The sequence below is a fragment of the Phyllobacterium sp. CL33Tsu genome (assembly GCF_900113985.1).
Taxonomy (GTDB): Bacteria; Pseudomonadota; Alphaproteobacteria; order Rhizobiales; family Rhizobiaceae; genus Phyllobacterium; species Phyllobacterium pellucidum.
On record NZ_FORJ01000004.1, the window covers coordinates 150703 to 172457 of the forward strand.

22 protein-coding genes are annotated in these 21755 nt (G+C 58.3%); 4 read left to right on the plus strand and 18 right to left on the minus strand.

Annotated features, from left to right (window positions below; genetic code table 11):
* Positions 1-376: 376 nt before the first annotated feature.
* The 5 genes from BM074_RS15755 to BM074_RS15775 form a co-directional block, all read right to left on the minus strand.
* Positions 377-1231: a transporter substrate-binding domain-containing protein gene (locus BM074_RS15755; RefSeq protein WP_091923240.1), complete on the minus strand. Its 855-nt coding sequence runs from the start codon at positions 1229-1231 to the stop codon at positions 377-379.
* A gap of 33 nt (positions 1232-1264) precedes the next feature.
* Positions 1265-2047: an ABC transporter ATP-binding protein gene (locus BM074_RS15760; RefSeq protein ID WP_091923242.1), complete on the minus strand. Its 783-nt coding sequence runs from the start codon at positions 2045-2047 to the stop codon at positions 1265-1267.
* A complete protein-coding gene (locus BM074_RS15765) occupies positions 2044-2763 on the minus strand; it encodes an ABC transporter permease (protein WP_091923243.1) in 720 nt (239 codons plus the stop codon). Before BM074_RS15765 ends, BM074_RS15760 begins: the two co-directional genes overlap by 4 nt.
* On the minus strand, positions 2763-3482 hold the full coding sequence (locus BM074_RS15770) for an ABC transporter permease (RefSeq protein ID WP_091923245.1): 720 nt from the start codon (positions 3480-3482) through the stop codon (positions 2763-2765). Before BM074_RS15770 ends, BM074_RS15765 begins: the two co-directional genes overlap by 1 nt.
* A 169-nt stretch (positions 3483-3651) precedes the next feature.
* Positions 3652-5076, minus strand: coding sequence for a M20 family metallopeptidase (locus BM074_RS15775; protein WP_091923247.1), 1425 nt, complete (start codon positions 5074-5076; stop codon positions 3652-3654).
* A 163-nt stretch (positions 5077-5239) separates the two neighbouring features.
* Here BM074_RS15775 and BM074_RS15780 point away from each other — a divergent pair, with 163 nt between their 5' ends.
* Positions 5240-5872 (plus strand): GntR family transcriptional regulator, encoded by a 633-nt coding sequence (locus BM074_RS15780; RefSeq protein WP_091923248.1) that lies wholly within the window; start codon positions 5240-5242, stop codon positions 5870-5872.
* A 27-nt stretch (positions 5873-5899) separates the two neighbouring features.
* Here BM074_RS15780 and BM074_RS15785 read toward each other — a convergent pair whose 3' ends face one another.
* The 7 genes from BM074_RS15785 to BM074_RS15815 all read right to left on the minus strand — a co-directional run bounded on the left by BM074_RS15785 (position 5900) and on the right by BM074_RS15815 (position 12289).
* Positions 5900-6229: a cupin domain-containing protein gene (locus BM074_RS15785; protein ID WP_244532885.1), complete on the minus strand. Its 330-nt coding sequence runs from the start codon at positions 6227-6229 to the stop codon at positions 5900-5902.
* A gap of 12 nt (positions 6230-6241) precedes the next feature.
* Positions 6242-6997 carry a 2-dehydro-3-deoxy-D-gluconate 5-dehydrogenase KduD gene (kduD, locus tag BM074_RS15790; RefSeq protein ID WP_091923251.1) on the minus strand — a complete coding sequence of 252 codons (756 nt, stop codon included), beginning with the start codon at positions 6995-6997 and terminating at the stop codon, positions 6242-6244.
* On the minus strand, positions 6994-7836 hold the full coding sequence (gene kduI, locus BM074_RS15795) for a 5-dehydro-4-deoxy-D-glucuronate isomerase (RefSeq protein ID WP_091923560.1): 843 nt from the start codon (positions 7834-7836) through the stop codon (positions 6994-6996). Before kduI ends, kduD begins: the two co-directional genes overlap by 4 nt.
* 31 nt (positions 7837-7867) lie before the next feature.
* Positions 7868-8605, minus strand: a complete 738-nt coding sequence (locus tag BM074_RS15800) for an ATP-binding cassette domain-containing protein (RefSeq protein ID WP_027232130.1) — start codon at positions 8603-8605, stop codon at positions 7868-7870.
* Positions 8605-9624: an ABC transporter permease gene (locus BM074_RS15805; protein WP_175492406.1), complete on the minus strand. Its 1020-nt coding sequence runs from the start codon at positions 9622-9624 to the stop codon at positions 8605-8607. The genes BM074_RS15800 and BM074_RS15805 overlap by 1 nt, the downstream gene beginning before the upstream one ends.
* A gap of 69 nt (positions 9625-9693) precedes the next feature.
* Positions 9694-10644: a sugar ABC transporter substrate-binding protein gene (locus BM074_RS15810; protein WP_027232132.1), complete on the minus strand. Its 951-nt coding sequence runs from the start codon at positions 10642-10644 to the stop codon at positions 9694-9696.
* Between the two features lie 124 nt (positions 10645-10768).
* Positions 10769-12289, minus strand: coding sequence for an aldehyde dehydrogenase family protein (locus BM074_RS15815; RefSeq protein ID WP_091923255.1), 1521 nt, complete (start codon positions 12287-12289; stop codon positions 10769-10771).
* Positions 12290-12407: 118 nt separating this feature from the next.
* Here BM074_RS15815 and BM074_RS15820 point away from each other — a divergent pair, with 118 nt between their 5' ends.
* Entirely contained in the window at positions 12408-13124 is a 717-nt protein-coding gene (locus BM074_RS15820) for a GntR family transcriptional regulator (protein WP_091923257.1), read from the plus strand.
* Positions 13125-13196: 72 nt separating this feature from the next.
* On the opposite strand, the gene BM074_RS15825 is transcribed toward BM074_RS15820, so the two are convergent.
* From BM074_RS15825 to BM074_RS15850, 6 genes are all read right to left on the minus strand, one after another.
* A complete protein-coding gene (locus BM074_RS15825) occupies positions 13197-13682 on the minus strand; it encodes a pyridoxamine 5'-phosphate oxidase family protein (protein WP_091923562.1) in 486 nt (161 codons plus the stop codon).
* A gap of 122 nt (positions 13683-13804) precedes the next feature.
* On the minus strand, positions 13805-13987 hold the full coding sequence (locus BM074_RS15830; protein ID WP_036814642.1) for a hypothetical protein: 183 nt from the start codon (positions 13985-13987) through the stop codon (positions 13805-13807).
* A gap of 50 nt (positions 13988-14037) precedes the next feature.
* On the minus strand, positions 14038-14442 hold the full coding sequence (locus tag BM074_RS15835; protein ID WP_091923259.1) for a VOC family protein: 405 nt from the start codon (positions 14440-14442) through the stop codon (positions 14038-14040).
* The gene (locus BM074_RS15840; RefSeq protein ID WP_244532891.1) at positions 14439-14903 is read right to left on the minus strand and encodes a helix-turn-helix transcriptional regulator; all 465 of its coding nucleotides are present in this window, start codon (positions 14901-14903) and stop codon (positions 14439-14441) included. The genes BM074_RS15835 and BM074_RS15840 overlap by 4 nt, the downstream gene beginning before the upstream one ends.
* A 104-nt stretch (positions 14904-15007) precedes the next feature.
* Entirely contained in the window at positions 15008-16177 is a 1170-nt protein-coding gene (locus BM074_RS15845; protein WP_091923261.1) for a PAS domain-containing sensor histidine kinase, read from the minus strand.
* Between the two features lie 3 nt (positions 16178-16180).
* Positions 16181-16969, minus strand: a complete 789-nt coding sequence (locus tag BM074_RS15850) for an alpha/beta fold hydrolase (RefSeq protein ID WP_091923262.1) — start codon at positions 16967-16969, stop codon at positions 16181-16183.
* 272 nt (positions 16970-17241) lie between these two features.
* On the opposite strand from BM074_RS15850, the gene BM074_RS15855 reads away from it, so the two are divergent.
* A complete protein-coding gene (locus BM074_RS15855) occupies positions 17242-18678 on the plus strand; it encodes a DUF1254 domain-containing protein (RefSeq protein ID WP_027232140.1) in 1437 nt (478 codons plus the stop codon).
* Positions 18679-19063: 385 nt separating this feature from the next.
* The gene (locus BM074_RS15860; RefSeq protein ID WP_348271666.1) at positions 19064-21367 is read left to right on the plus strand and encodes a rhodanese-like domain-containing protein; all 2304 of its coding nucleotides are present in this window, start codon (positions 19064-19066) and stop codon (positions 21365-21367) included.
* Positions 21368-21755 lie beyond the last annotated feature (388 nt).

Consider the following 21755-nt stretch of genomic DNA (forward strand, 5'->3'; position numbering starts at 1 on the left):
CCCAAGCTTGCCGGCCGACCGCAAGCACAAAAGCATCAGTGGCAGCGTCGGCTTCAACAGCGGTGACTAGGCTTGAGGTCAACTGCCTGGGGCTATGGCGAGCAGTTCGCACGCCGAAAGGTCGCGCCATAATTTGAGGAGCTCAGGGCATTTTTGGCTGACCCGCGTTTTGTCAGCGTGGCATGGTCTTCCGGAACGAAGTCGAGGATCACAGGATTAGCCTTGCGGTGATTAGTGCCGAGCACCGGCGTCACATTCCAGCGGGTCGCAGATTAATTGCCACGGCAAGCGGTCTGCCTCGCAAACCGACGCGAATTCGGTTGATGTGCGGCCGCGGCCAGGTTCATCACCCGCCGCGGCGCCGACTTGCAGGTGTTTAAAGCGGTGTGACGTCGAAACCGAACCACTTCTGCGATAGCGACTTTATAGTGCCATCGGCCTTGGCGGCGTCGATTGCTTCGTTGAACAGCGCCTTTAGTTCAGGTTCGTTCTTGCGCAGACCAACCGAGCTTCCTTTACCGAGGAAGCCGCCCTGGAAGCGGGGACCTGCAACGGTCATTTCCTCGTTCCCGGGTTTGGCGGAAGCGGTGGTCAGATACGCCATCGATGCCATCACCAGATCGACGCGGCCGGCGGCGAGATCAAGGTCATGCTGTTCGGTGGTCTTGTATTCACGCACCTCGACGACGCCCTTGAGATATTTGTCGACGAAGGTAGCGCCCGTCGATGCGGTCTGGACGCCGATGATCTTGCCCTGCAAAAGCGGCTTCAGTTTTTCGAGCGCTTCAACCGCGCCTGCCTCGTTGGAAGCCAGCGAGAATACCTTGCCCTTGAGCTCCATTCCTGCCAGCGGACTGGACTTCAACGTCGCAAATGCCTGCCCGGTCGAGCCGTACGACTGGCTGAAATCGATGACTTCCTCGCGCTTTGCCGTCGCCGACATGCCCGAGATGATCGCGTCGAATTTGCCGGCATTGAGAGCCGGGATCATGCCGTCGAAATCCTGAACGACGATCTTGCACTCAACCTTCATGTGGTCGCAAAGATATTTCGAGAGTTCAATTTCATAGCCGTCGAGCGTGCCATCGGGATTGGTGAAATTGTACGGCTTGAACGCGCCTTCGGTCGCGATAGTAACGTGCGTCCATTTCTTTTCTTCGGCGTGGGCGCCGGAGGCGAGGACGAGAGCTGAAAGCGTCAGTGCCTTCAGAAAGACGGTCAGTTTTTTCATTCGAGGTATTCCCCTTGGTTTGTGACTGGTGGTTCAGCCTTGGATAAACTGTTTGAAACGATCGGACTTGGAGTTGCCGAACACCTGTTCCGGTGTCCCCTCCTCCTCGATCAATCCCTTGTGAAGAAAAATGACGCGGTTCGAGACATCCCGCGCGAAACCCATTTCATGCGTGACGACGAGCATGGTGCGACCCTCTTCAGCAAGGCCTCGCATCACGCGCAGGACTTCGCCGACAAGTTCGGGATCGAGCGCCGACGTCGGTTCATCGAACAGCATGATCTGCGGGCGCATGGCGAGCGAGCGGGCAATGGCGGCGCGCTGCTGCTGGCCTCCGGAGAGATGCGAGGGATAGTGATTGCGCTTGTCGGCGATCCCGACCTTCGCGAGCAATGCCTCGGCTTCTTCGATGCACTCCTTGCGCGGTCGCTTCTGCACGTGGATGGGCGCTTCGATCACGTTTTCGAGGATCGTCTTGTGCGACCAGAGATTGAAGCTCTGGAACACCATGCCGAGACGTGAGCGCACGCGCTCGACCTGGGCCTGATCGGCGGGACGGCTTTTGCCGTCACGCATGCGCTGCATGCGGATCGTCTCCGAGCCAACGGTTACTTCGCCCGAATCCGGAATCTCAAGCAGGTTGATGCAACGAAGCAGGGTGGACTTGCCGGAACCCGAGGAACCGAGAATCGAGACCACCTCGCCTTCATTGGCGGTAAGGGAGATTCCTTTCAGGACCTCGGCGTCACCGAAACTCTTATGCAGGTCATTGACACGAAGCGCCAAGGGCGTGGCCGGATGTGACTGAGCGTTCATTTGGCTTCTCCTGGAACCGGCGTCATCAGCCGGGGAGCGCGAAGGTGGGGACTGAGCAGGTGCTCGACGAATTGTACGAGGCGCGTCAGCATGAAGTTGATGGCGAGGTAGATCAGGCCGGCGACGATAAATACCTCGATGGCGCGATAGCTCTCGGAGATGATCTTCGCGGCAACGCCGGTGACTTCCATCAGCGTGATGATCGATGCAAGCGACGTCGCCTTGACCATGGAAATCATTTCATTGCCATAGCCCGGCAGCGCCTGCCTGATTGCCAGCGGCATGACGATGCGCCGGAAGATCATGAGGCGTGGCATGCCGCAGGCGCGGGCGGCCTCGATTTGTCCATGCGGAACGGACAGGAGCCCGCCGCGAATGATCTCGCTGGCATAGGCGGCTGTGTTCAGCGTCAACGCGATGACGGCGCACCAATAGGGCTCACGCAAGATTGGCCAGAGCACCGTATGCCGAACCGCCGGAAACTGGCTTAGGCCGTAGTAGATGAGGAAAATCTGAACGAGAAGCGGCGTGCCGCGGAAAACGAATACATAGGTTCTCGCAAACCAGTCCAATACGGCGACGCCCGAAAGCCGGAACAGCGCCAATGCAAGGGCGACGAACGCACCGAGGAAAATCGCCGTCGCCGCAAGCTGGAGCGTCAGGGGTATAGCCTTGACGAGGCTGACGAAGGTCTCGATCATAAATGACCAATCCATCAGCCTCTCCTCACGCCGCGTGAGAAATGCCGTTCCGACCGCTGCAAGACGGCGCCCGAGAGTGTGGAGATCATGAGATAAATGCCGCCGGCAACGATGTAAAAATTGAACGGCATGCCCGTTGAGCCCGCACCGATTTGCGCCTGGCGCAGAAGTTCGACGACACCGGTGATCGAGACGAGAGCCGATTCCTTCAACACCACCTGCCAGACATTGCCCATGCCGGGAAGTGCGTGGCGCAAGGTCAGCGGCGCGATGATGCGTCTGAAGCGCAGCGGCCTCGACATGCCGCAGGCGATGGCTGCTTCGATTTCGCCGCGGTGCACGGCTCTGAAAGCGCCACGATAGACTTCCGTCTGCTGGGCGCCTGAGGTGATCCCGACCGCAAGCGCACCAGCAAGGAAGCCGGGAAAGCCGATAAAGCCTTCGGAACCGAGGAACCGGCCGATCGCCGTCACGGCCGCGCTGCCCCCGAAATAGAAGAGATAGATCACGAGAAGGTCGGGAATACCGCGCAGCACCGTCGTATAACCATCGGCGAGCACCCGTATTGTCCTGCCACCGGAAATCTTGGCCCATGCGCCGAATGTGCCGATGACCGAGCCGATCATAAAGCCGCTTAAGGCGATGAGGATCGTCATCACGGCGCCGGTGAGGAGTGCAGCACCCCATCCTCCAGGTCCAAAGCTGATGACGTCAAGGAAGCTTGGCTGGTTCATAGCCTACGATCCGGCTTCAGGGGAAAGGTTGAAGAGCATTTCCTTGATCTGTTCCTTGAGCGTTCAATTTCCGGGAAGTGCCGGCGAAAGATCGAGCTTGCTCGACTTTCGCTGCGACAACTCGCTGATACGGCCCGTCAGCTGCTGTCGATCCCGTGCCAAGGCCGTCTCAAACATCCGTGTTCTCCGGCAAGGGTGGCTGAACGTCATCGGGAATCGGATTGACGAAAGGCTTTCCCTCGAGGCGGTTGCGATGGTCGGCCTTGGCGGCATCAATGAGATCCCGGTTGGCGAGGAGGTCGATGGCCGTGCCCGCCATCACTTTCGCCGCGTGTTCCATGCCCTTGTGAGCCGCTGGCAGCTTGCCTTGCGCTACAAGCTGCCAAGAGTGCCCCGGCGTGCCAATGGCATAGGTCGCGCCGCGCATCTGGACTGTCGGAACGACCCAGCTTACCGTGCCGACATCCGTTGAGCCGACAATCGCGCCGTCGCCGCTTTCGGGCGGAAAGATGCTGTCGCACAAGGCTTGGCCCTTCTTCGGCGTGACGTCAAACCGCTTGTATGAGGATGCAATGTCTTCTTGCGAGAACGTCTCCTGAAATTTCCGTGCGATGGCATGGTCGTGTTCGTCGAAGGCAGGCGGGCCGAGACGCTCGAGGTGCGAATGCATTAGCGATTCGAGCGGGGTGTTGCCGACTAGATTGGCGTCGCCGCTGATGATGCGGCTGCGAACCGTGGTCTCGGTCATCAATGCGGCGCCGTCGGCAACCTTCTTGACCCGCGCCACAAGGCCGTTGAGTTCCGGCAGATCGCGGGCCCGCACCAGATAGCGCACCGTTGCCCGGGCCTGGACGACATTCGGGGCGGAACCGCCCGTGTCTGTAACGGCGTAGTGGATGCGGGCGCTCGACGGCATATGTTCGCGCATGTAGTTAACACCAACATTCATCAATTCCACGGCATCGAGAGCGCTGCGGCCAAGATGCGGCGTTGCGGACGCATGTGAAGCACGACCGCTGAAGTGAAAATTGATCTCGTTGCAGGCAAGCGAGATCGGGTTGTTAACACCGGCAAACGCAGCAGGATGCCAGGAAATGGCAATGTCAACGTCGTCGAAGACGCCGGCGCGCACCATGAAGCCCTTGGACGAGCCACCCTCCTCGGCTGGGCAACCGTAGTAGCGGATACGGCCCTTAAGGCCGTTGCGCGCAAGGTAGTCCTTCACCGCAGCAGCCGCCAGCATCGAGCCGGAACCGAGCAGATTGTGGCCGCAGCCATGACCATTGCCGCCCGGCACGACAGGTTGCTCTTCCGCGAGGCCAGCGACCTGGCTTAATCCGGGCAGCGCGTCGAATTCACCGAGAATGGCGATGACCGGGCCGTCCTCGCCTGCTTCGCCCATGACAGCAGTCGGTAAGCCTGCAACGCCGCGCGTAACGCGAAAACCTTCGCGTTCGAGGAGGTCTGCATGCTCGTTCGACGAGCGAAACTCTTCGTAGTTGGTTTCGGGCATCTCCCAGACGCGATCGCTGAGTTCAAAAAACGCTGCGCGCTTGGCTTCGACGATTTCCCAGACTTCTGCCGAATTCTTCATGATTTCCCGATTGGTCGTTTTGTGTTAGTAACCAAAATTGGCACCAATTTAGACGCAAATATTTTTTACGCAACCTCTGTGTAAAATTATTTGTCTGGCGTACATCTCGCGGGTGGGCCACTAACTCTAGAAGGCTCGCATTCGATGGAATTTGGAGAGACGAATGAGTGAAGCAAGAGCCAAGCGAAAATCACAACTCAAATCCGTCGATGTTACCGACTCTATCCTGCACGACATTCTCGCCGGTGTTTTGGCGCCGGGTGTCTGGCTGAAGCAGATCGACCTCGAGCAGCGCTATCAGAGCACCAGGCCGGAAGTACGGCGTGCACTCGATCGTCTGGTGCAGAAGCGGCTTGTCGAGCACGTCCCGAACCGCGGTTATCACGTATTCGAACCGGATGGTAAGCAGGCGAATGAAGTAAGCGACATTCGCGTCATCCTTGAAACGGCTGTGGCGGACAAGATCGTTGCAAATGCCTCGGAGTTGACGACGAAAAAACTTCGCGACCTCGCACACCGTTTTGACGATCTCATCATGAACGGAACGATGATCGAGCTCTACGAGGCCAATCTTACCTTTCACCGCGAACTGCTGGCGCTGTGCGGCAACAGTGAACTGGTGAACCTCGTTACCGAGATCCGGCAAAGGACGTCGTCAGCACCGGTGTCACAATGGAAAACACGCGCGCGGATCGAACAGTCGTCACGCGAGCATCACCAGATGATCGACGCTCTCGAAGCGAAGGACATTGAAGATCTGAAGCGCGTTATCATTGTTCATATAAGGCAGGTTTGAACCGGCCGTCTGGCACGGCGGGACGCGCTACAGAAAATCGTCACGCCGCGGCGTGAACGTATCGATCAGCAATCCATCCTCGAGCGCAACGACGCCGTGGACGAGATTGGGGGCAACGATGAAACTGCTGCCGGCAGGCAGTGCCGTGGTCACGCCGTCGACGGTCACCTCGAAGGCACCCTCGGCCACATAACTAACCTGCGTATGCGGATGGGAATGGAGCGCGCCGATCGCGCCTTTGTCGAAGCTGAAGGCGACGAGCATCATTTCGGGACGATGCGAAAGAACGGCGCGACGATTGCCCGGCGAGGTTTCCGTCCAGACCAGGCCGTCAGGCAATGTGTAGTGATCGGACAATGATACCTCCATTTATCGCGCCAGCCATCCGCCATCGACGGGTAGGATCGCGCCATGTACATAGTCGGATGCGCGGGATGCGAGAAAGACGGCCGCTCCGGCCATATCATCCGCCCGAGCCCAGCGTCCGGCCGGAATGCGTTTCAGGATATCGGCATTGCGTGCGGCATCCGCCCGCAGCGCAGTCGTGTTGTTGGTCTCGACATAGCCGGGAGCAATTGCATTGACGTTGATGCCATGCGCCGCCCACTCATTGGCCATCAGCCGAGTCAGGCCTGCAAGGCCGCTCTTTGCTGCCGTGTAGGATGCAACACGAATGCCACCCTGGAACGACAGGAGCGAGGCAATGTTGATGATCTTGGCCGGTAACTTCTCAGCCATCGCCATCCTGGCAAAGGACTGGCAGAGGAAGAATGCCGACTTCAGGTTGGTGTCCATGACGGCATCCCAGTCTTCCTCGGTAAAATCGATCGTATCAGCCCGGCGGATGATGCCGGCATTGTTGACGAGAATGTCCGGGCGGTTACGAACGGCGGCAGCCCGCCCGATGACGGCGCGCACCTCATCCATCTTGGAAAGGTCTGCCAGAAGCGGATGAAACGCCCGGCCACCGGCTGTGACGAGGGACGCCGTTTCTTGCATCGGCGAGCGGCCAACGCCGATAATGTCGGCGCCGGCACCAGCGAGACCGACGGCAATGGCTTGGCCGATGCCCGTGTTGGCCCCCGTGACGATGGCGCATCTGCCAGAAAGATCGAACGGATTCATCTCAGACTTTCCATCGGTATCTTGTCCATGTCGGTGAAGCTCATGTTATCGCCAGCCATCGCCCAGATGAAGGAGTATCGACCGGTGCCGGCGCCGGAGTGGATGGACCACCCCGGCGACAGCACGGCATCATGGTTTTTCAGCACCAGATGCCGCGTTTCATGCGGTTCTCCCATGAAATGGAAGATGCGGGTCGACTCTTCCATACCGAAATAGAGATAGACCTCCATGCGCCGGTCATGCACATGCGCGGGCATGGTGTTCCAGACGGAACCCGGCTCGAATGCCGTGAGGCCAACCAGGAGTTGGCAGCTTTCGCAGACATCCGGATGCACATACTGGTTGATCGTGCGCGCGTTTGCTTCTTCGGCCGAGCCCGTGCGCACCTTCTTGGCCATTTCCGGCGTGATCAGCACGGTCGGGCAAGCACGATGTGCAGGTGCGCTCAGGAGATAGAATTCGGCGGGACTGGCCGGGTCGTCGCTGCGAAACGACAGCTTTCCCTGTCCCATTCCGACATAGAGCGCATCCTGAAAGCCAAGCGGATGGTCGACGACGCCGACAGTGACCGTGCCCTTGCCACCAATGTTGAGGATGGCGACTTCGCGCCGCTCGAGGAACTGGCTGGTGCCGGTTTCCTTTACCTGGTCGACCACAAGATCTTCTGCGAGCGGCACGATACCCCCGACAATCATCCGGTCGAGATGGCTGTAGGTAAGATTGACCTCACCTTTCGAAAAAAGCCCTTCAATCAGGAAGCCTTCGCGCAGGCCTTTCGTGTCGCGCCTGGCAGCATCTTCTGGACCAACGACCTGGCGCACATTTACAGAAATTGTCACAGCATTTGCCTCTTGGCTTTTGATGAAAGGGTCACGTGAGGACGACATATTCGGTGAGTTGGCTGATGCTGGTGTCTGCCTTGTTCACATCGAACACCTTGGTACCATGGCTCATGATTACAAAGCGATCGCAGACCTGGTAGGCATGGTAGAGATTGTGCGTCACCAGCACGCTCGACACGCCCTCGGCTTTCAGCTTCAGGACCTGCGCCAACAGGGCCTCGGTTTCGCGCACCGACAAGGCAGAGGTCGGTTCGTCGAGAAGCAGCACTCGCCGTTTGAAAAAAACGGCGCGTGCGATGGCGACGGCCTGCTTCTGCCCACCGGAGAGGTCACCCACCAGCTTATCGGGAGAATCGATACCCGAGATGTGGACAGCCTTCTCGAGCACCTCCATGGCGATATCGCGCATCTCTGCCTGCTTCAGGAAGCCAAAGGCATTGGTGCGCTCGCGTCCCATGAAGATGTTGCGGGTGATCGAAAGCGAATCCACCAGCGCGGTATTCTGGTAGATCGTTTCGATGCCGGCATCGGCGGAATCGGACCGGCAGGTGAACAGCGTCTCGCGACCGTCGACGCTCAAGTGGCCGGAGGTCGGCTTGTGGATCCCCGAAATCAAGTTGACGGTGGTCGACTTGCCGGCGCCGTTGTCGCCCAGAAGCCCGACGACTTCGCTTGGGCCGATGTGGAAGCTCAGGTCCCGCAGCGCCGTCAGCGTGCCAAACGTCTTGGAGATATTGTGCAGTTCGAGAAGATGGGGTGCAAACATCATACGGCCCCCCGGCGTTCGATGAGATGGTTGAATGCGGCAGCGATCACGATAAGCGTTGCGATAAACATGTCGAGGTAGAAGCCAGGGGCCCTGAGGAGCAGAAGCACATCGGTAATCGTGTGGATCAGCATGACCCCGAGGAAGATGCCGATAATCGAGCCGCGACCACCGCGCAGCGACAGCCCGCCGATGACGCAAGCGGCAATCGCCTGAAGCTCAAGCCCGGCGCCCTGCCCCGGCTGGACGCTGCCCACGCGCGCCGTGGCGATGATGCCGGCAACCGCCGCCATGCCTCCGGCAATGGCAAAGGCAATCAACTTGACACGGTCAGTGTTGATGCCGATTGCCGTTGCAGCGGCGGGATTGCCACCGGTGGCAAAGACATGGTTGCCGAACTTGTGCCGGTGCAGCAGTAAATAGAAGCTGACAACGAACAGGATGATCCAGATGAACGCGGCATTGATGCCGAATAGCGTGCCTGCAAAGAGGCTCGAAAAGGCTGGTTCCGGATCGAAACGCACCTGGACGGCGCCGTTATAGAGCAGCACGGCGCCACGCCAGAAGAGCAGGCCGCCGAGCGTGACGATGAAAGACGGCAGGCCAAAGCGCAACGTAATCGTGCCGTTGAGAAGTCCGATCATCACCCCCAGCAGTATGCCGAGCGGTGCTGCGATGAAAGCGCTCAGGCCACCATCGACCAGGCTCGCCATCAGGACCGCCGTCAAGGTATAGACGGAGCCGATCGACAGGTCGAACTCGCCAGCAATCATCAGGATGCCGGCGCCCAATGCCAGGCAACCCAACACCGGAATAGCCTTCATCAGGATGGTCAGGTTCTGCGGTGACAGGTAGCGGAAGTCGTCGGGAAAGGCGAGCGCGCCGGCGATGCAGGCGATCTGCAGGGCCGCGAAAACCAGGAGAATCGCGCCGGCCGGCATTGTCATGATATGCTTCAGCAGCGATTGTTTTTTCGTGCGCGATTTGGGCACGGCAACGTCGGTCATGGCGTAGGTCACTGTCTTTACTCTGTTCAAAGGATCGAGGGGACCTTCCGGTTTTGGCCGGAAGGTCTTCAGGCGTGACGCTTATCGGTAGCTGCCGATCAGTGGCTTGACCGAGCTGATGCGCGTCTTATCGAGGAAGGCGCCCTGGCCGGTGTCGACATCGGTCGGGGTCAGACCGTATTTTTTCGCCAAAGCGATCTGGGCGATCGGATAGTAGCCCTGCAGGTACGGCTGCTGGTCCATCGTCGCGAACATGGCGCCGGATTCGACTGCGTTGACGATTTCAACGGCGAGATCGAAGCCGCCGAAGGGAATCTTGACCCCGGCATCCTTGATGGCGCCCGCGCCGACCGTCGACGTCACGGACCCGGTGCCGAACAGCGCCTTGACATTGGGATTGGCGATCAGGAACTGCGCGATGATGTTCTGGGCTTCGGCCGGATCAAGCCCGGAGCGAACCGTCTCGACCTTAATGCCTTTTTCCTTCATTGCCTTTTCGATGCCGCCGCCACGCGCGACGGCGAAACTCGCTTCAGGAATCTCGCGCGGATTGAAGACCACGTCGCCATCCTTGAGGCCAAACTGCTCGATCATGCGATTGCCAAGTTCATAACCCGAGGCAAATTCATTCATGCCGACATAGGCTTGGCGGCAATTGCCCTTGGCCCCGTCGAGATCGTCATTGTTGAAACCGATGACGATGATGCCGGCCTTGACGGCGGCGCAAATGCTGGCATCGAAGGCATCCGAACTGGAAATTGCAACTGCAATGCCGTCGACGCCGCTGGCCGTGGCGCTCTCAATAAGGTCGTTCTGGCGGACCGGATCGTTATTGGCATATTGCACGTCGAGATCGACACCGAACTGTGCCGCGGCATCCTGTGCGCCTTTGACGACCGGGTTAAAGAACTGGACACTCGGATCAAGATAGATAATCATCGTGGCCTTGACATCGGCCGCTACGGCGGCGGACGTGAAGGCCATAGCTGCGCACGCCGCAAGCATTGCGGTTTTCAGTTTGGTCAATTTCATTTGCGTATCCTCCCTTTGGATGTGCAATCGGGGTCGAAAGACCCATGTCTCGGCTGGCGAGCTCCGACCAAAGATCGCGCCAGCCGAGATTTTCCTCCTCTGCCTCAGTTTCCGATGAGCAATCTCACCCGAACCAAGGATCCGGCCGGCCCAAGGTCACGTGAATGCCCTTGAACTGCGAATACTCGTCAAAACCGTAGCGGCCAAGCTCGCGCCCGAGCCCGCTTTTCTTGTAGCCACCGATCGGCAGCTCAGGCGCGCCGTCGATGACGCTGTTGATCCAGCAGCGCCCGGCCCGGATGCGCCGGATGCTCTGCAGCGCGTTTTCGAGATTGGTGGACCAGACGCTTGCCGACAGGCCGAACTCCGATGCGTTTGCCAGAGCGACGGCCTCGTCAGCTGTCTTGAACGTCAGCGTCGATAGAACCGGTCCGAAGATTTCCTCGCGGGCAATCGACATATCGGCGGTGACCCCGGAAAACACGGTCGGCGCGTAATAGAGCCCCGCGCCCTCCCCGACCCGTGCGCCGCCGAGCAACAATTCGGCACCGTCAGCCTGCCCTGCCTCGACATAGGAATGCACCTTGGCGGCATGCGCCTCCGAGATCATGGCGCCGATCTTCGTTCGCTCGTTCAAGGGATCGCCGAAAGTAACCTTACGGGAAATATCGAGCAGGCGGTCAAGAAGCACATCGCGGATGCCTTCCTGCACCAGGAGCCGGCTTCCGGAAATGCAGCACTGGCCGGCATTGTGGTAGACACCGTAGGCGATGCCATCGGCCGCCGCCTCAAGGTCGGCATCGGCGAAGACGATCTGCGGCCCCTTGCCGCCCAGTTCAAGGCCAACGCGCTTGACGCTGCGGGCCGCGATCTCGCCCAGCTTCGTTCCAACACGAACCGAACCGGTGAAGGCGACCATGTCTGTGCCGGGATCTTCCGCCAAGACCTGGCCGGCAGGATCGCCGTAGCCGGTGACGACGTTGAAGACGCCGTCGGGAATACCGGCCTCGCGGGCGAGCTCCGCCATGCGGATCGATGTACCGGACGTAAATTCGGATGGTTTCAATACGACCGTGCAACCGCCGCCGATGGCCCATGGCACGCGCTCGGAGGCGATGATAAAGGGGAAGTTCCACGGCGTGATGATGCCGACAACGCCGACAGGTTCCCGCAGGACCAGGCCAAGGCGGTTGTCGCCGATATTATTGTGGGTCTGCCCTTCCAGTGCCCGCGCCTGCCCGGCCGCATAGGACCAGAGATCAGCACAGAAGGTGATCTCGCCCCGGGCCTGAGCAATCGGCTTGCCAACCTCCAGGCTTTCGATCAGGGCGATCTCTTCCACATGGGCGAGAATGAGCTCCGCCGTCTTGAACATCAGGCGCGATCGTTCGGCGCCGGACATGCGCGGCCATGGCCCGGTGTCGAAGGCCCGGCGGGCGGCCGCAATCGCTGCGCGAACATCGTCGGCAGAGGCATCCGGCCACGTGCCGACCACAACGCCGGAGTGGCCCGGGCTCACCCGATCTATCGTCTTGCCCGAGGCCGCATCAACAGACTTGCCGTCGACAAGCATCCGGTAGCGGGATTTACTCTGCAAACGCGGGTCACTAGAGTCGGGCGTTATGAAATTGGATTGTACCGTCATCAACCGACCGGATTTTAAAGCCCGGCTCCTCATTTAGGCTCGGCGTATCGACCGCCGTGCTTGTACAGTCGTTAAGTTGTATGGTACTGTATGGTGGCTAAATGCAAATGTCAACGAGATGGCGGCGGCGAAAAGAATGAACCTTGAGACATTGAAAATCGAGCCCGTGAGGATCGAGACCGGGGAAACGACCGCCGCGCAGGTGGAACGTGACTTGCGCGAGGCGATCATCCGCCTCGATCTCGCGCCGGGTTCACGCCTGTCCGAACAGGAGATCGCGTCTCGTCTCGGCGTCTCCCGCCAGCCGGTCCGCGAGGCGCTGATTGCCCTTGGAAAATCAAAGCTGGTCGAAATCCGCCCTAATCGGGGAACCATCGTGGTCCGCATTTCGGCGCGTCAGATGATGGAAGCCCGCTTCGTGCGCGAGGCGATCGAGGTCGCCGTCGCCAGGCGGGCCAGCGAGAGTTTCGATACCTGGACGCGGCGAAAGATTGACAGCATCCTCGAGCGCCAGCGAATAGCGATGACCGGTCACGATCACAATGCGTTTCGCCGGGAGGATGAGCAGTTCCACATCGCTATTGCAGAGGGCGCCGGCTGTGGTCTCGCCTGGAATGCGATTTCAGACATCAAGGCGCATATGGATCGCGTCTGCAACCTGCAGCTTCGTAACCCAGCCTCTATGAACAACCTCATCGAGCAGCATGAGAAAATTGTCGCCGCCATCGACGCCCGAAACGCCGAAGCTGCAGCCAACGCCATGAGGGAGCATCTGAACGGCATTCTTAACGACCTGCCACAGATCGAAGCTGACAATCGCGAGCTCTTCGAATAGCGCCATAAACTGTGGCGCATCTCCGTAGGAAACGGAGCATGCGCCACAATTTCAATCTTAATTTACGCCAGGTCAGGTCAAACGGACCTCGGCGACATCGTCTTTGTAATCTTCCTTCGGATCGACGCCGAGCAGCATTTTGACGCCCGCTAGCAGACTGGATTCGTTGAGCCATATCTCGGCCCGCTCGGCGTCAAACCGCAATAATGTCAACTTGGGATCGTCCTTGCCGCCTTCAAACCAGGCCGCCACGAACCGGTTCCATAGCCGGTCGATGGTTTCCCGATCGTTGAAGACGGTGAGCCCGCCGTGAACGGCAGCAAAAAGGTCGTTACCTTTCGCCGCGAACGTCGCGACAGCTCTGCTCTCGCTCTGCAGGTTTTGTACGAGCGAATTCTCGGTCGAGGTGAAGAAGTAAATGGGACCGTGATCGCCTTCGAGTTGAGCGGTCATTGGACGAGTGTGGCTCTCTTCAACGCCCACCAATCCCAACATCATGGTCATATCGGATTTCAGGGATTTCCAGAATTTTTCCCGCAGTTCCGGTGCAGTTGGCATGTTGTCATTCCTTTCGACGATTGACATGCATAACTGCCGCGATCGCTAAAGGTTTCGCGATCGCACCATTATTTTCCCCCATCGTGCTGCACACCTGCCGCTTGCACCAGGATCAACCTCGCCTACCGCTGGAAGAACATATACAGGCCGCTGAACACAAGCAGAGCCAGCGGCACCAATGGAGCGTACACGATCGCGAGCGGCGCTGGACCGAACGTCATCGAGACAAAATTCGCCAGAATGGTGAGGGTCAGCAGAATTCCGAGCCACCGATGGCTCTGGCGTATCCAGTAGTGCAAGATCATGAGAGCCTCCTTGAAAGAGCATCCAGGATGGAATGTGGCACATGGCAACCTCATCGAGCCTGGACCAGCTTCCAGCCATTGCCCGATGGGTCGCGGAAGCTTGCATCCACGGAGCCGTATCGATCGATCGGTTCTTGGGTAAACTCGACCCCGCGCTTGCGCATGGCTTCGAATGCAGCCTGGCAATCGTCGACCACCAGAACCAGCGGCGGCATCGCACCCTTGGCCACGGCTTCAGCCAGGCCCTGAGCCGTTGCGTCATCGACGGTCGGAGCCTGGGGACGAAACAGGCCCAATTGAAAGTCCGGCTGGTCGGGATGCTGGACGGTCAGCCAGCGATAGTCGCCATTGCGCGCATCCGTGTGCACCCGAAATCCCAGCTTTTCGACATAGAACTGAAGCGCTTCGTCCTGGTCATGGACATAGACGCCGGCAACTTGAACACCATTTTTCATGAGACATCTCCCTTTCGCCCGTCGTGCCTACCCTCTTTCGTTCGTCGGCGCTTCTCCGAAACTGCCATTTTGAGGTGCGGCCTTTGCGCGGCGCTCACGAAACAATGGGGAACCTCCTCGAGATCTCCGGGAACGAGCTGCATTCGTCGCCTTAGTTCGCTTGGACTTTCACCGGTCACGTCCCGGAAGGTGCGGCCAAAAGTTCCAAGACTGTTCCAGCCTGTCTGCAACGCGATTTCGATGATGGGCGTGTCAGTATCGCGCAGGAGCGCTGCGGCGCGCTCGACCCGGCGCGTCAGCAGGTAACGATGCGGCGGTATGCCGAAGGCGTCCCGAAACGATCGCGCAAAATAAGCCTCCGAGGCGCCGCTGACGCTTGCCAACCGGGATATCGGCCAATCCTCCTGCGGCGCCGCGTCCATGTGATCTTTGGCACGCAGCAGGCGCCGCAGCAGTTTCAAATCTCTATTCGCGGAGTTCTTGACGATTCTGGTCGGGCGCATAGCCAATGAATGCATGGACTGATGACCGTTGACAATGATAGCGCCCTCGAAAGATTGGCACTTCATTTTGTCGTCGGGCGTAGCGGCATCTGAAAGGTAAACCTCGTTTCGATGGAAGAAGAGGTTACGACAAGGGTGCCACCATGCGCCTTGGCAATTTCCGATGCGATATATAGTCCAAGCCCCAGGCCTTGTTGACTTGCGCGAACGCCACCACGAAAAAACGGCTGGAAAAGACGTTCCATCGCCTCTTGCGCTATTGGAACGCCGCTATTGGCGACGCTTATCTCCAAAACTCCCGATTTCGTGCCTGCTGAAAACCGGATTGGCCGGCTCGCGTCACCATAGGTAATCGCATTGCCGAGAAGGTTTGAAACCATCTGACCAATACGGTCCCTGTCGCAGTAAACTTTTTCGGTGATGTTGAAGTTCGTCTCAATGGAAATGCCGGGCGTTCCCAATTGGAGCTCTTCTGCAATCTGCTTGAGGACGGGGTCGAGCAGTTCGTCCGCATCAAGCCGCAGCGCGAAGCCACTGCCAAGCCTCCCTCGCGCAAAATCGAGCACGTTATCGATCAGGCCCGACATGCGCTGCACACTGCCTTGCATCAGGGTAACGATCCTCTGTGCCCTTGGGCTTAGGTCTTCTTGCAGGAGCATGCGCGAACCGCCCTCCATCGAAGCGAGCGGGTTGCGAAGATCATGCCCCAAAACCGCAATGAACTGTTCGCGCAACTCCGCTATTGCCAGTTCCTCGCTCAGACCTGCCTCCGCCAGCATCCGTTCGGAGATCGCTTCGCTTTTGGCACCTTCAGCGGCGATTCGCTTGTCGACCAAATCGCGTTCGTAGCGGCGGCGTTGAGCAGCCGGGAAGATGACGACACGGGTAAATTGCAGGTTGCCATCGTCATCCCGCCGCTCTTTTGCGTTGGCAAGCACCGGCAGTTTCTTCTCGTCGCCGGTCACAAAATCGAAAGCGACCTCTTCAAGGAAACCTTGCATGCGCAACAGCGGCGAAAAATGCGTTTCGTAAAACATTCGTCCGGAAAGCGTCAAAAGTTCACTGAACTTCTTGTCGAGAAGGTCGAGCTGTGAAACTCCAATCCAACGCGAGAAGGTGAGATTGGACTTGAAGATTCTGCCGTCGGGGCGAAGCGACAAGTATCCGCACGGTGCGTTCTCGTACAGCTCCGCAAGATCTTCGGCGAATGTGCTATTGGGATCCTCGGGCACGGCTCACACAAACGCCTTGATGGCCGCAATGACTTCGCCGGGCGCACTCAGATTGGGGCAATGCCCCGTAGCGTTCAACATAACCAGTTGGCTTTGAGGAATGTGTTGCTTCACGTATTCGCCTACATTCTCTGAGGCGATAATGTCTTCCCGGCACTGAAGTATCAATGTTCGCGCTGTGACACGTTGAAGATCGTCGCGATTGTCCGACGTGAAAGTGACCCGCGCAAACTCCTTTGCAATGTCAGGGTCGGTTCTGCAGAAGCTGTTGGTTAGCTCTTCACCAAGTTCGGGTCTGTCCGGATTGCCCATAATGGCTGGGGCCATCGCCGCCGACCACCCAAGATGATTGTCCGCGAGGGACTCCAGCAACTCGTCGATCTGAGCACGACTGAAGCCGCCGACGTATTCACCGTCGTCGATGTAGCGGGGCGATGGGCCGACGAGGATCAGGCTGTCGAAAATCGCTGGGTCCTTGAGCGAGGCAATCACGCCGATCATCGCACTGACGGAATGCCCGACGAACACCGCATCCTTGAGTTCGAGTTCCTTGCCAATCTCGATAAGGTCGTCGGCGTATCCTTCGAGGGAAGCATATTTCGCGGAGCTGTAAGCGCCAAGATCGGAGCCACCGGCCCCGACGTGGTCGAAGAGAATTGTTCTAAACTTGCTTTCGAAGGCTGGCGCCACCAACTTCCACATGTTCTGATCGCAGCCAAAGCCGTGCGCGAACACCATCGACCGTTCCCCGCTGCCGGATAGTTTGACATTGTTGCGCTCTAAAACGGACACCCGGGACTCCTGATTTCGCAAAACGAAGTTCGACTGTATGCTTTGAAAGCTCGAACACCTAACTGCTTCGCGCCGCAGCAGCTCTTTTTTCGCGCTTCGAGCTTAGCCGGTCCGCGCATTATCCGCCCACTTCCGCTTTTCACGTTTTTCCATGGCGATTTATACGCCGCCCGGCGCAAGCTTATCTAACTGTAATTTACAGTAATGTACTTCCACCCTGTCTTGCCTGCCGTCTAACCTGAACGGGAACGCAACGCTGCAGGGAAATCGAGATGTATATCAACAGACGGGCCTTTGTATTAGCTGGCGGCGTTGCCGCAATCAGCCTCGCGATAAACCATCCCACATTTGCGCAGACGCTATCGGCGGAAGAAGCTCGCCAGATTGCCGAGGATGCATACATCTATGGCTATTCGCTCATCACGACCGAGGTCACCCGCGTTCAAATGAGCAATGTGCCGAAGGTTGTGGAATTCACCGGGCCGATGGGACAATTTATCAATGTTCCCCGCTATCCGCCCGCGAACTATCGCGGCGTATCTGCCCCCAATGCGGATACGCTATATTCCGTAACATGGCTCGATCTGAGTGAGCCCCAGGTTTTTAGCCATCCGGACATGGGCGACCGCTTCTACTTGTTCGAGGTAGTCGACTTATGGATGTCGGACTCCGAGCAATCGCCGAGCAAACGCACGGCTGACGGAAAAGCCGCCAACTATCTGTTTACCGGCCCGGGCTGGAAAGGCGATGTACCGGCAGGAATAAAGCATTTCCCCATGGCGACCCGCTATATGGTCATCCTCGGCCGCACCTATGCTGACGGGACGAAGGCGGATTACAAGGCCGTCAATGCGTTGCAGGCGCAATACAAGATTACGCCGCTGTCCGCGTGGGGCACTAAAAATTACAAGCCAAAAGCTCCGAAGGTGAACCCTAAGCCGGGTTTCAGCATGAAAGACGCTCCGCAAAAAGTCATTCTCGACATGGGGACGGAAGGTTATTTCAATCTGATGGCAAAGCTGATGGGCGGGGACGCGCCGCCGGCGGCCGAAGATGCGCCGATCATCGCGAGCATGGCTAAAATCGGCATCGAGCCCGGGAAGCCATTCGAGATGAGTAAACTGGATCCTGCGGTACAGGCGGCGTTGAAAGACATTCCGCAAGCTGCCCTGAAGACGATCCAGGCCAACAAGGAAAAAATGGGCGAGATAGTAGACGGCTGGGTCGTGTCAAAGGGGCTCGGCACATATGGGCCAAATGACTACATCAAACGCGCCACCGTGGCCGCCTTTGGCTGGCCCGCCAATCAGCAGCTTGATGCGGTCTATCCCTACACCGAAGTCGATTCGAAGGGTGAAAAGCTGACCGGTGCGAACAACTACACCTTGACCTTTCCTAAGGATCAGACGCCTCCCGTAAACGGTTTCTGGTCAATCACCATGTACGAGATCGACAAGGGCTGGTGGTTTGTACCCAATCCGCTGAACAAGTTTACGGTCAGCCCACGCAACAATCCAAAGCCCAATGCTGACGGATCGTTGACACTTTATTTCCAAAACAAGTCGCCTGGCGCGGACAAGGAGGCTAACTGGCTACCGGCGCCCAAAGGAGCTTTCATCCCGATGCTGCGCATGTATTGGCCCAAGGACGCATCTCCCTCAATCCTGAATGGAAGCTGGAAGGTGCCCCCGGTGGTCAAGGAAAGCTGAGATGGCGGCTTAGCGGCAACTCTGGGTGAGGTTCGGTCAGTTCAGCACGTTCGGCGGGAGCACTCCGTCACCGGCGGCAGACAGCCTGGCCTCAGAGGGCCCGCGCTTCAACGAATTCCACACCACAGCGCTGTGCTCCCCACACGAGCGATCCGTTGCTGACGAGCCGCAACCACCATTCGTCGGGCTTCGGCTAGGTCACGTGGCTGCCGCAAATTGCGGCCTCCACTCATCGCTAATGACTGCTCCGTGGACGCGTCTGCACGGGAGGCATGTACTACTCGCGGATAAACGTAAACGGGAGTAGAATTCACGAGACGAGAAGCGGTTTGGTTCTCAAGAACCTCATAGCAGGCCTACACCTTGTTGGAGAGGGGCCATGGGAATGGATCATGCCGAGCGACGGCTGGTTGCAATTCTCGCCGTCGACATTGTGGGCTATTCCAGACTTGTTGAAGCGGACGAGGCCGGTACGCTCGCAGCAATCAGAGACTTGCGATCCAAAGTTACCGATCCGCTACTTGCCGAATATCGCGGCAGGATAGTCAAGCTTATGGGCGACGGTGCCATCATGGAGTTTGGCTCGGTTGTCGATGCCGTCGTCTGTGCCGTCGCGCTACAAAGAGGAACTGCCGCTCACCAAGCCGGCGTAGCGGCAGACAGGCGCATCGTCTTTCGGATGGGCATCAATCTTGGAGATGTCGTGGTCGAAGGCGATGACCTCCTTGGCGATGGGGTCAACGTCGCCGCGCGGCTCGAGCAGCTTTGCGAGCCAGGCGGACTATTCGTTTCCGGAACAGCGTATGACCAGTTGCCGGGCAGGCTTGAGCTGCCTGTGGAGTTTGTGGGTGAGCGCCACATGAAAAACATCGCCCGCCCGGTGCGAACCTATCGCGTCAGGCTTCGGGGGACGGACATTGCCAAAGCAACGATAGCAGGGCGCTTGCACCGGTGGGCAATTGTAGCGGCAGTCGTCTTGGTCGCGGTTTCCTTGGCCGGTTCAACACTTTGGCTGTGGCCGCGCCAACCGGTTGCTGAGTCGGCCATGATGGCCCGCATGAAATATCCGCTTCCGAAAGAACCTTCTATCGTTGTCATGCCGCTCGACGATCTCAGCCCCGGGGCCTCGCAGGCCTATTTCGCGGATGGGATAACGGAGGATCTGATTACCGAGCTGTCAGAATTGCCCGGCCTCTTCGTCATCGCTCGGCACTCGTCCTTTACGTACAAGGGCCGGCCAACAAAGCTTCAAGATATCGCGGAAACAATGGGGGTACGCTATGTGCTCGAAGGCAACTTGAGGCGTGATGGCGACTTCGTGCGGATTGAAGCACAGCTCACAGACGCGCTAAACGATCAGCGCGTGTGGGATAAGCACTACGAGGGCAGGATATCGCAGGTTTCTGCGCTTCAGAACAAGCTTGTCGGCGAGATTGGCTTATCGCTTCAAGTGAACGTCCCGCCTTCTGCTGAAACGGCACAGGCGGAAACCACCCCCGAAGCATATGATCGGTTGCTCGAAGGCTTGGGCCATTTGCGTATCGGCACCGACGTCGAGTTGCTCAAATCGATCGCGCTTTTTAACGAGTCCCTCAGCCTCGATCCTTATTACAGTCGTGCTCACGCTGCAGTCGCCGCTGCGAATTGGGAGATAGCGGTCGCCTGCTGGAACTCGGGTAATTCTGCGTTTCGGAAGGCCATGAGCAGCGTCGATCAAAGCCTGCCGATGGCGATGCTTTACCAGAACGCGCTCGCCTATGCCATTTCATCGGAGGTGCTGGCTGCGCATGGCGGCTATGATCAGGCCGTCATCGCAATCAACCGCGCGATTCAGCTCGACGCCAACGACCCCGAACATCACATCCGCAAAGCACGATATCTCAATGCTGCAGGTCGGGCGCCCGAAGCGGAAGTGGAAGCGCGGCTTGCCATGCGGCTCGATCCGAAATATCCGCCGGAGTATCTCAGGGCCTTGGCTATCTCGCTGTTCCATCAGGAGAAATATGAGGATGCCGTCGATGCCTTGAAATACCTGATAACCCTGCAATGGGATGTGGCCGATGACTACGCTACCTTGACGTCCGGCCTGGGCCACTTGGGAAATTTGGGTGGTGTTCAGCTCAACATGGCCAAATACAACGGGATCACCATACCTTTCGGCCGCGGACCGCTAACTGTTCAGGCAATTGCCTGGCAGTGGTATGTCGATATGTCCGATTATTATCCTGCCTATCGTGACAGGTTGCTCGAAGGATTGCGCAAGGCCGGGGTGCCGGAAGGCGCTGGAACCGACATTGCCTATGAGACCTACGCCAAGGCTGTCAACAGGGTGAATGGCGAGTACTCCGTCAGCGGTGCGCCCAAGCTCGGTGCCGCCGCAGTCAAGCGGCTAATTGATGAAGGGGCGCAACTGATTGATGTGCGCAGTCCAAGGCCATTCAGTCATGCGCATATCCCGGGTTCCATCAATCTGCCGGCGACCAACGTCCTTTCAAAGGCGACACTTTCCGAAAAGGTTGGTGCAAGCAATGCCATCATCTTCACTTGCCAGGCCAAATATTGCGTCGACGCGGCCTTCGCATCGGCCAAAGCCCTGGCTTGGGGATATCCCAGAGTTTCTTATTTCGCTGATGGCATTGCAGCCTGGCAGGATGCCAATTACCCGACTGAGACAAGTTTGACGAAATAGCCGGTCGAGTTCGTGAACTGAGGGCAATATGGGTAGGGCTACATGGCTTCCCAACTTATGTGTCATTCTTCATTCCTTCACCGGTCGCCAGATGACGCGCTTCTTGTTGACGCGATCGCGGTCGTCTTCGTAGGGCATAACTTCGCAGTCTATGGAATTGCAGTCCCGACACCGGAAGGTGAGGCTTGGAAGTGTGCGGCCATGGCCGAGAACAGCGGCCAGGTCAGTCGCCGTGAAGGTCGCGACCTTATCACATTTTCGGCAACCAACCCGCACGAACATGCCGTAGCGGGCCGCCTGCCCCAGATTCTTGATTGTCCTTGTCATGAGAACGAAAAGAGAACAAATTGCCGGAGCGAGTCAAGTGGGATGAACCAGTAATGCACCG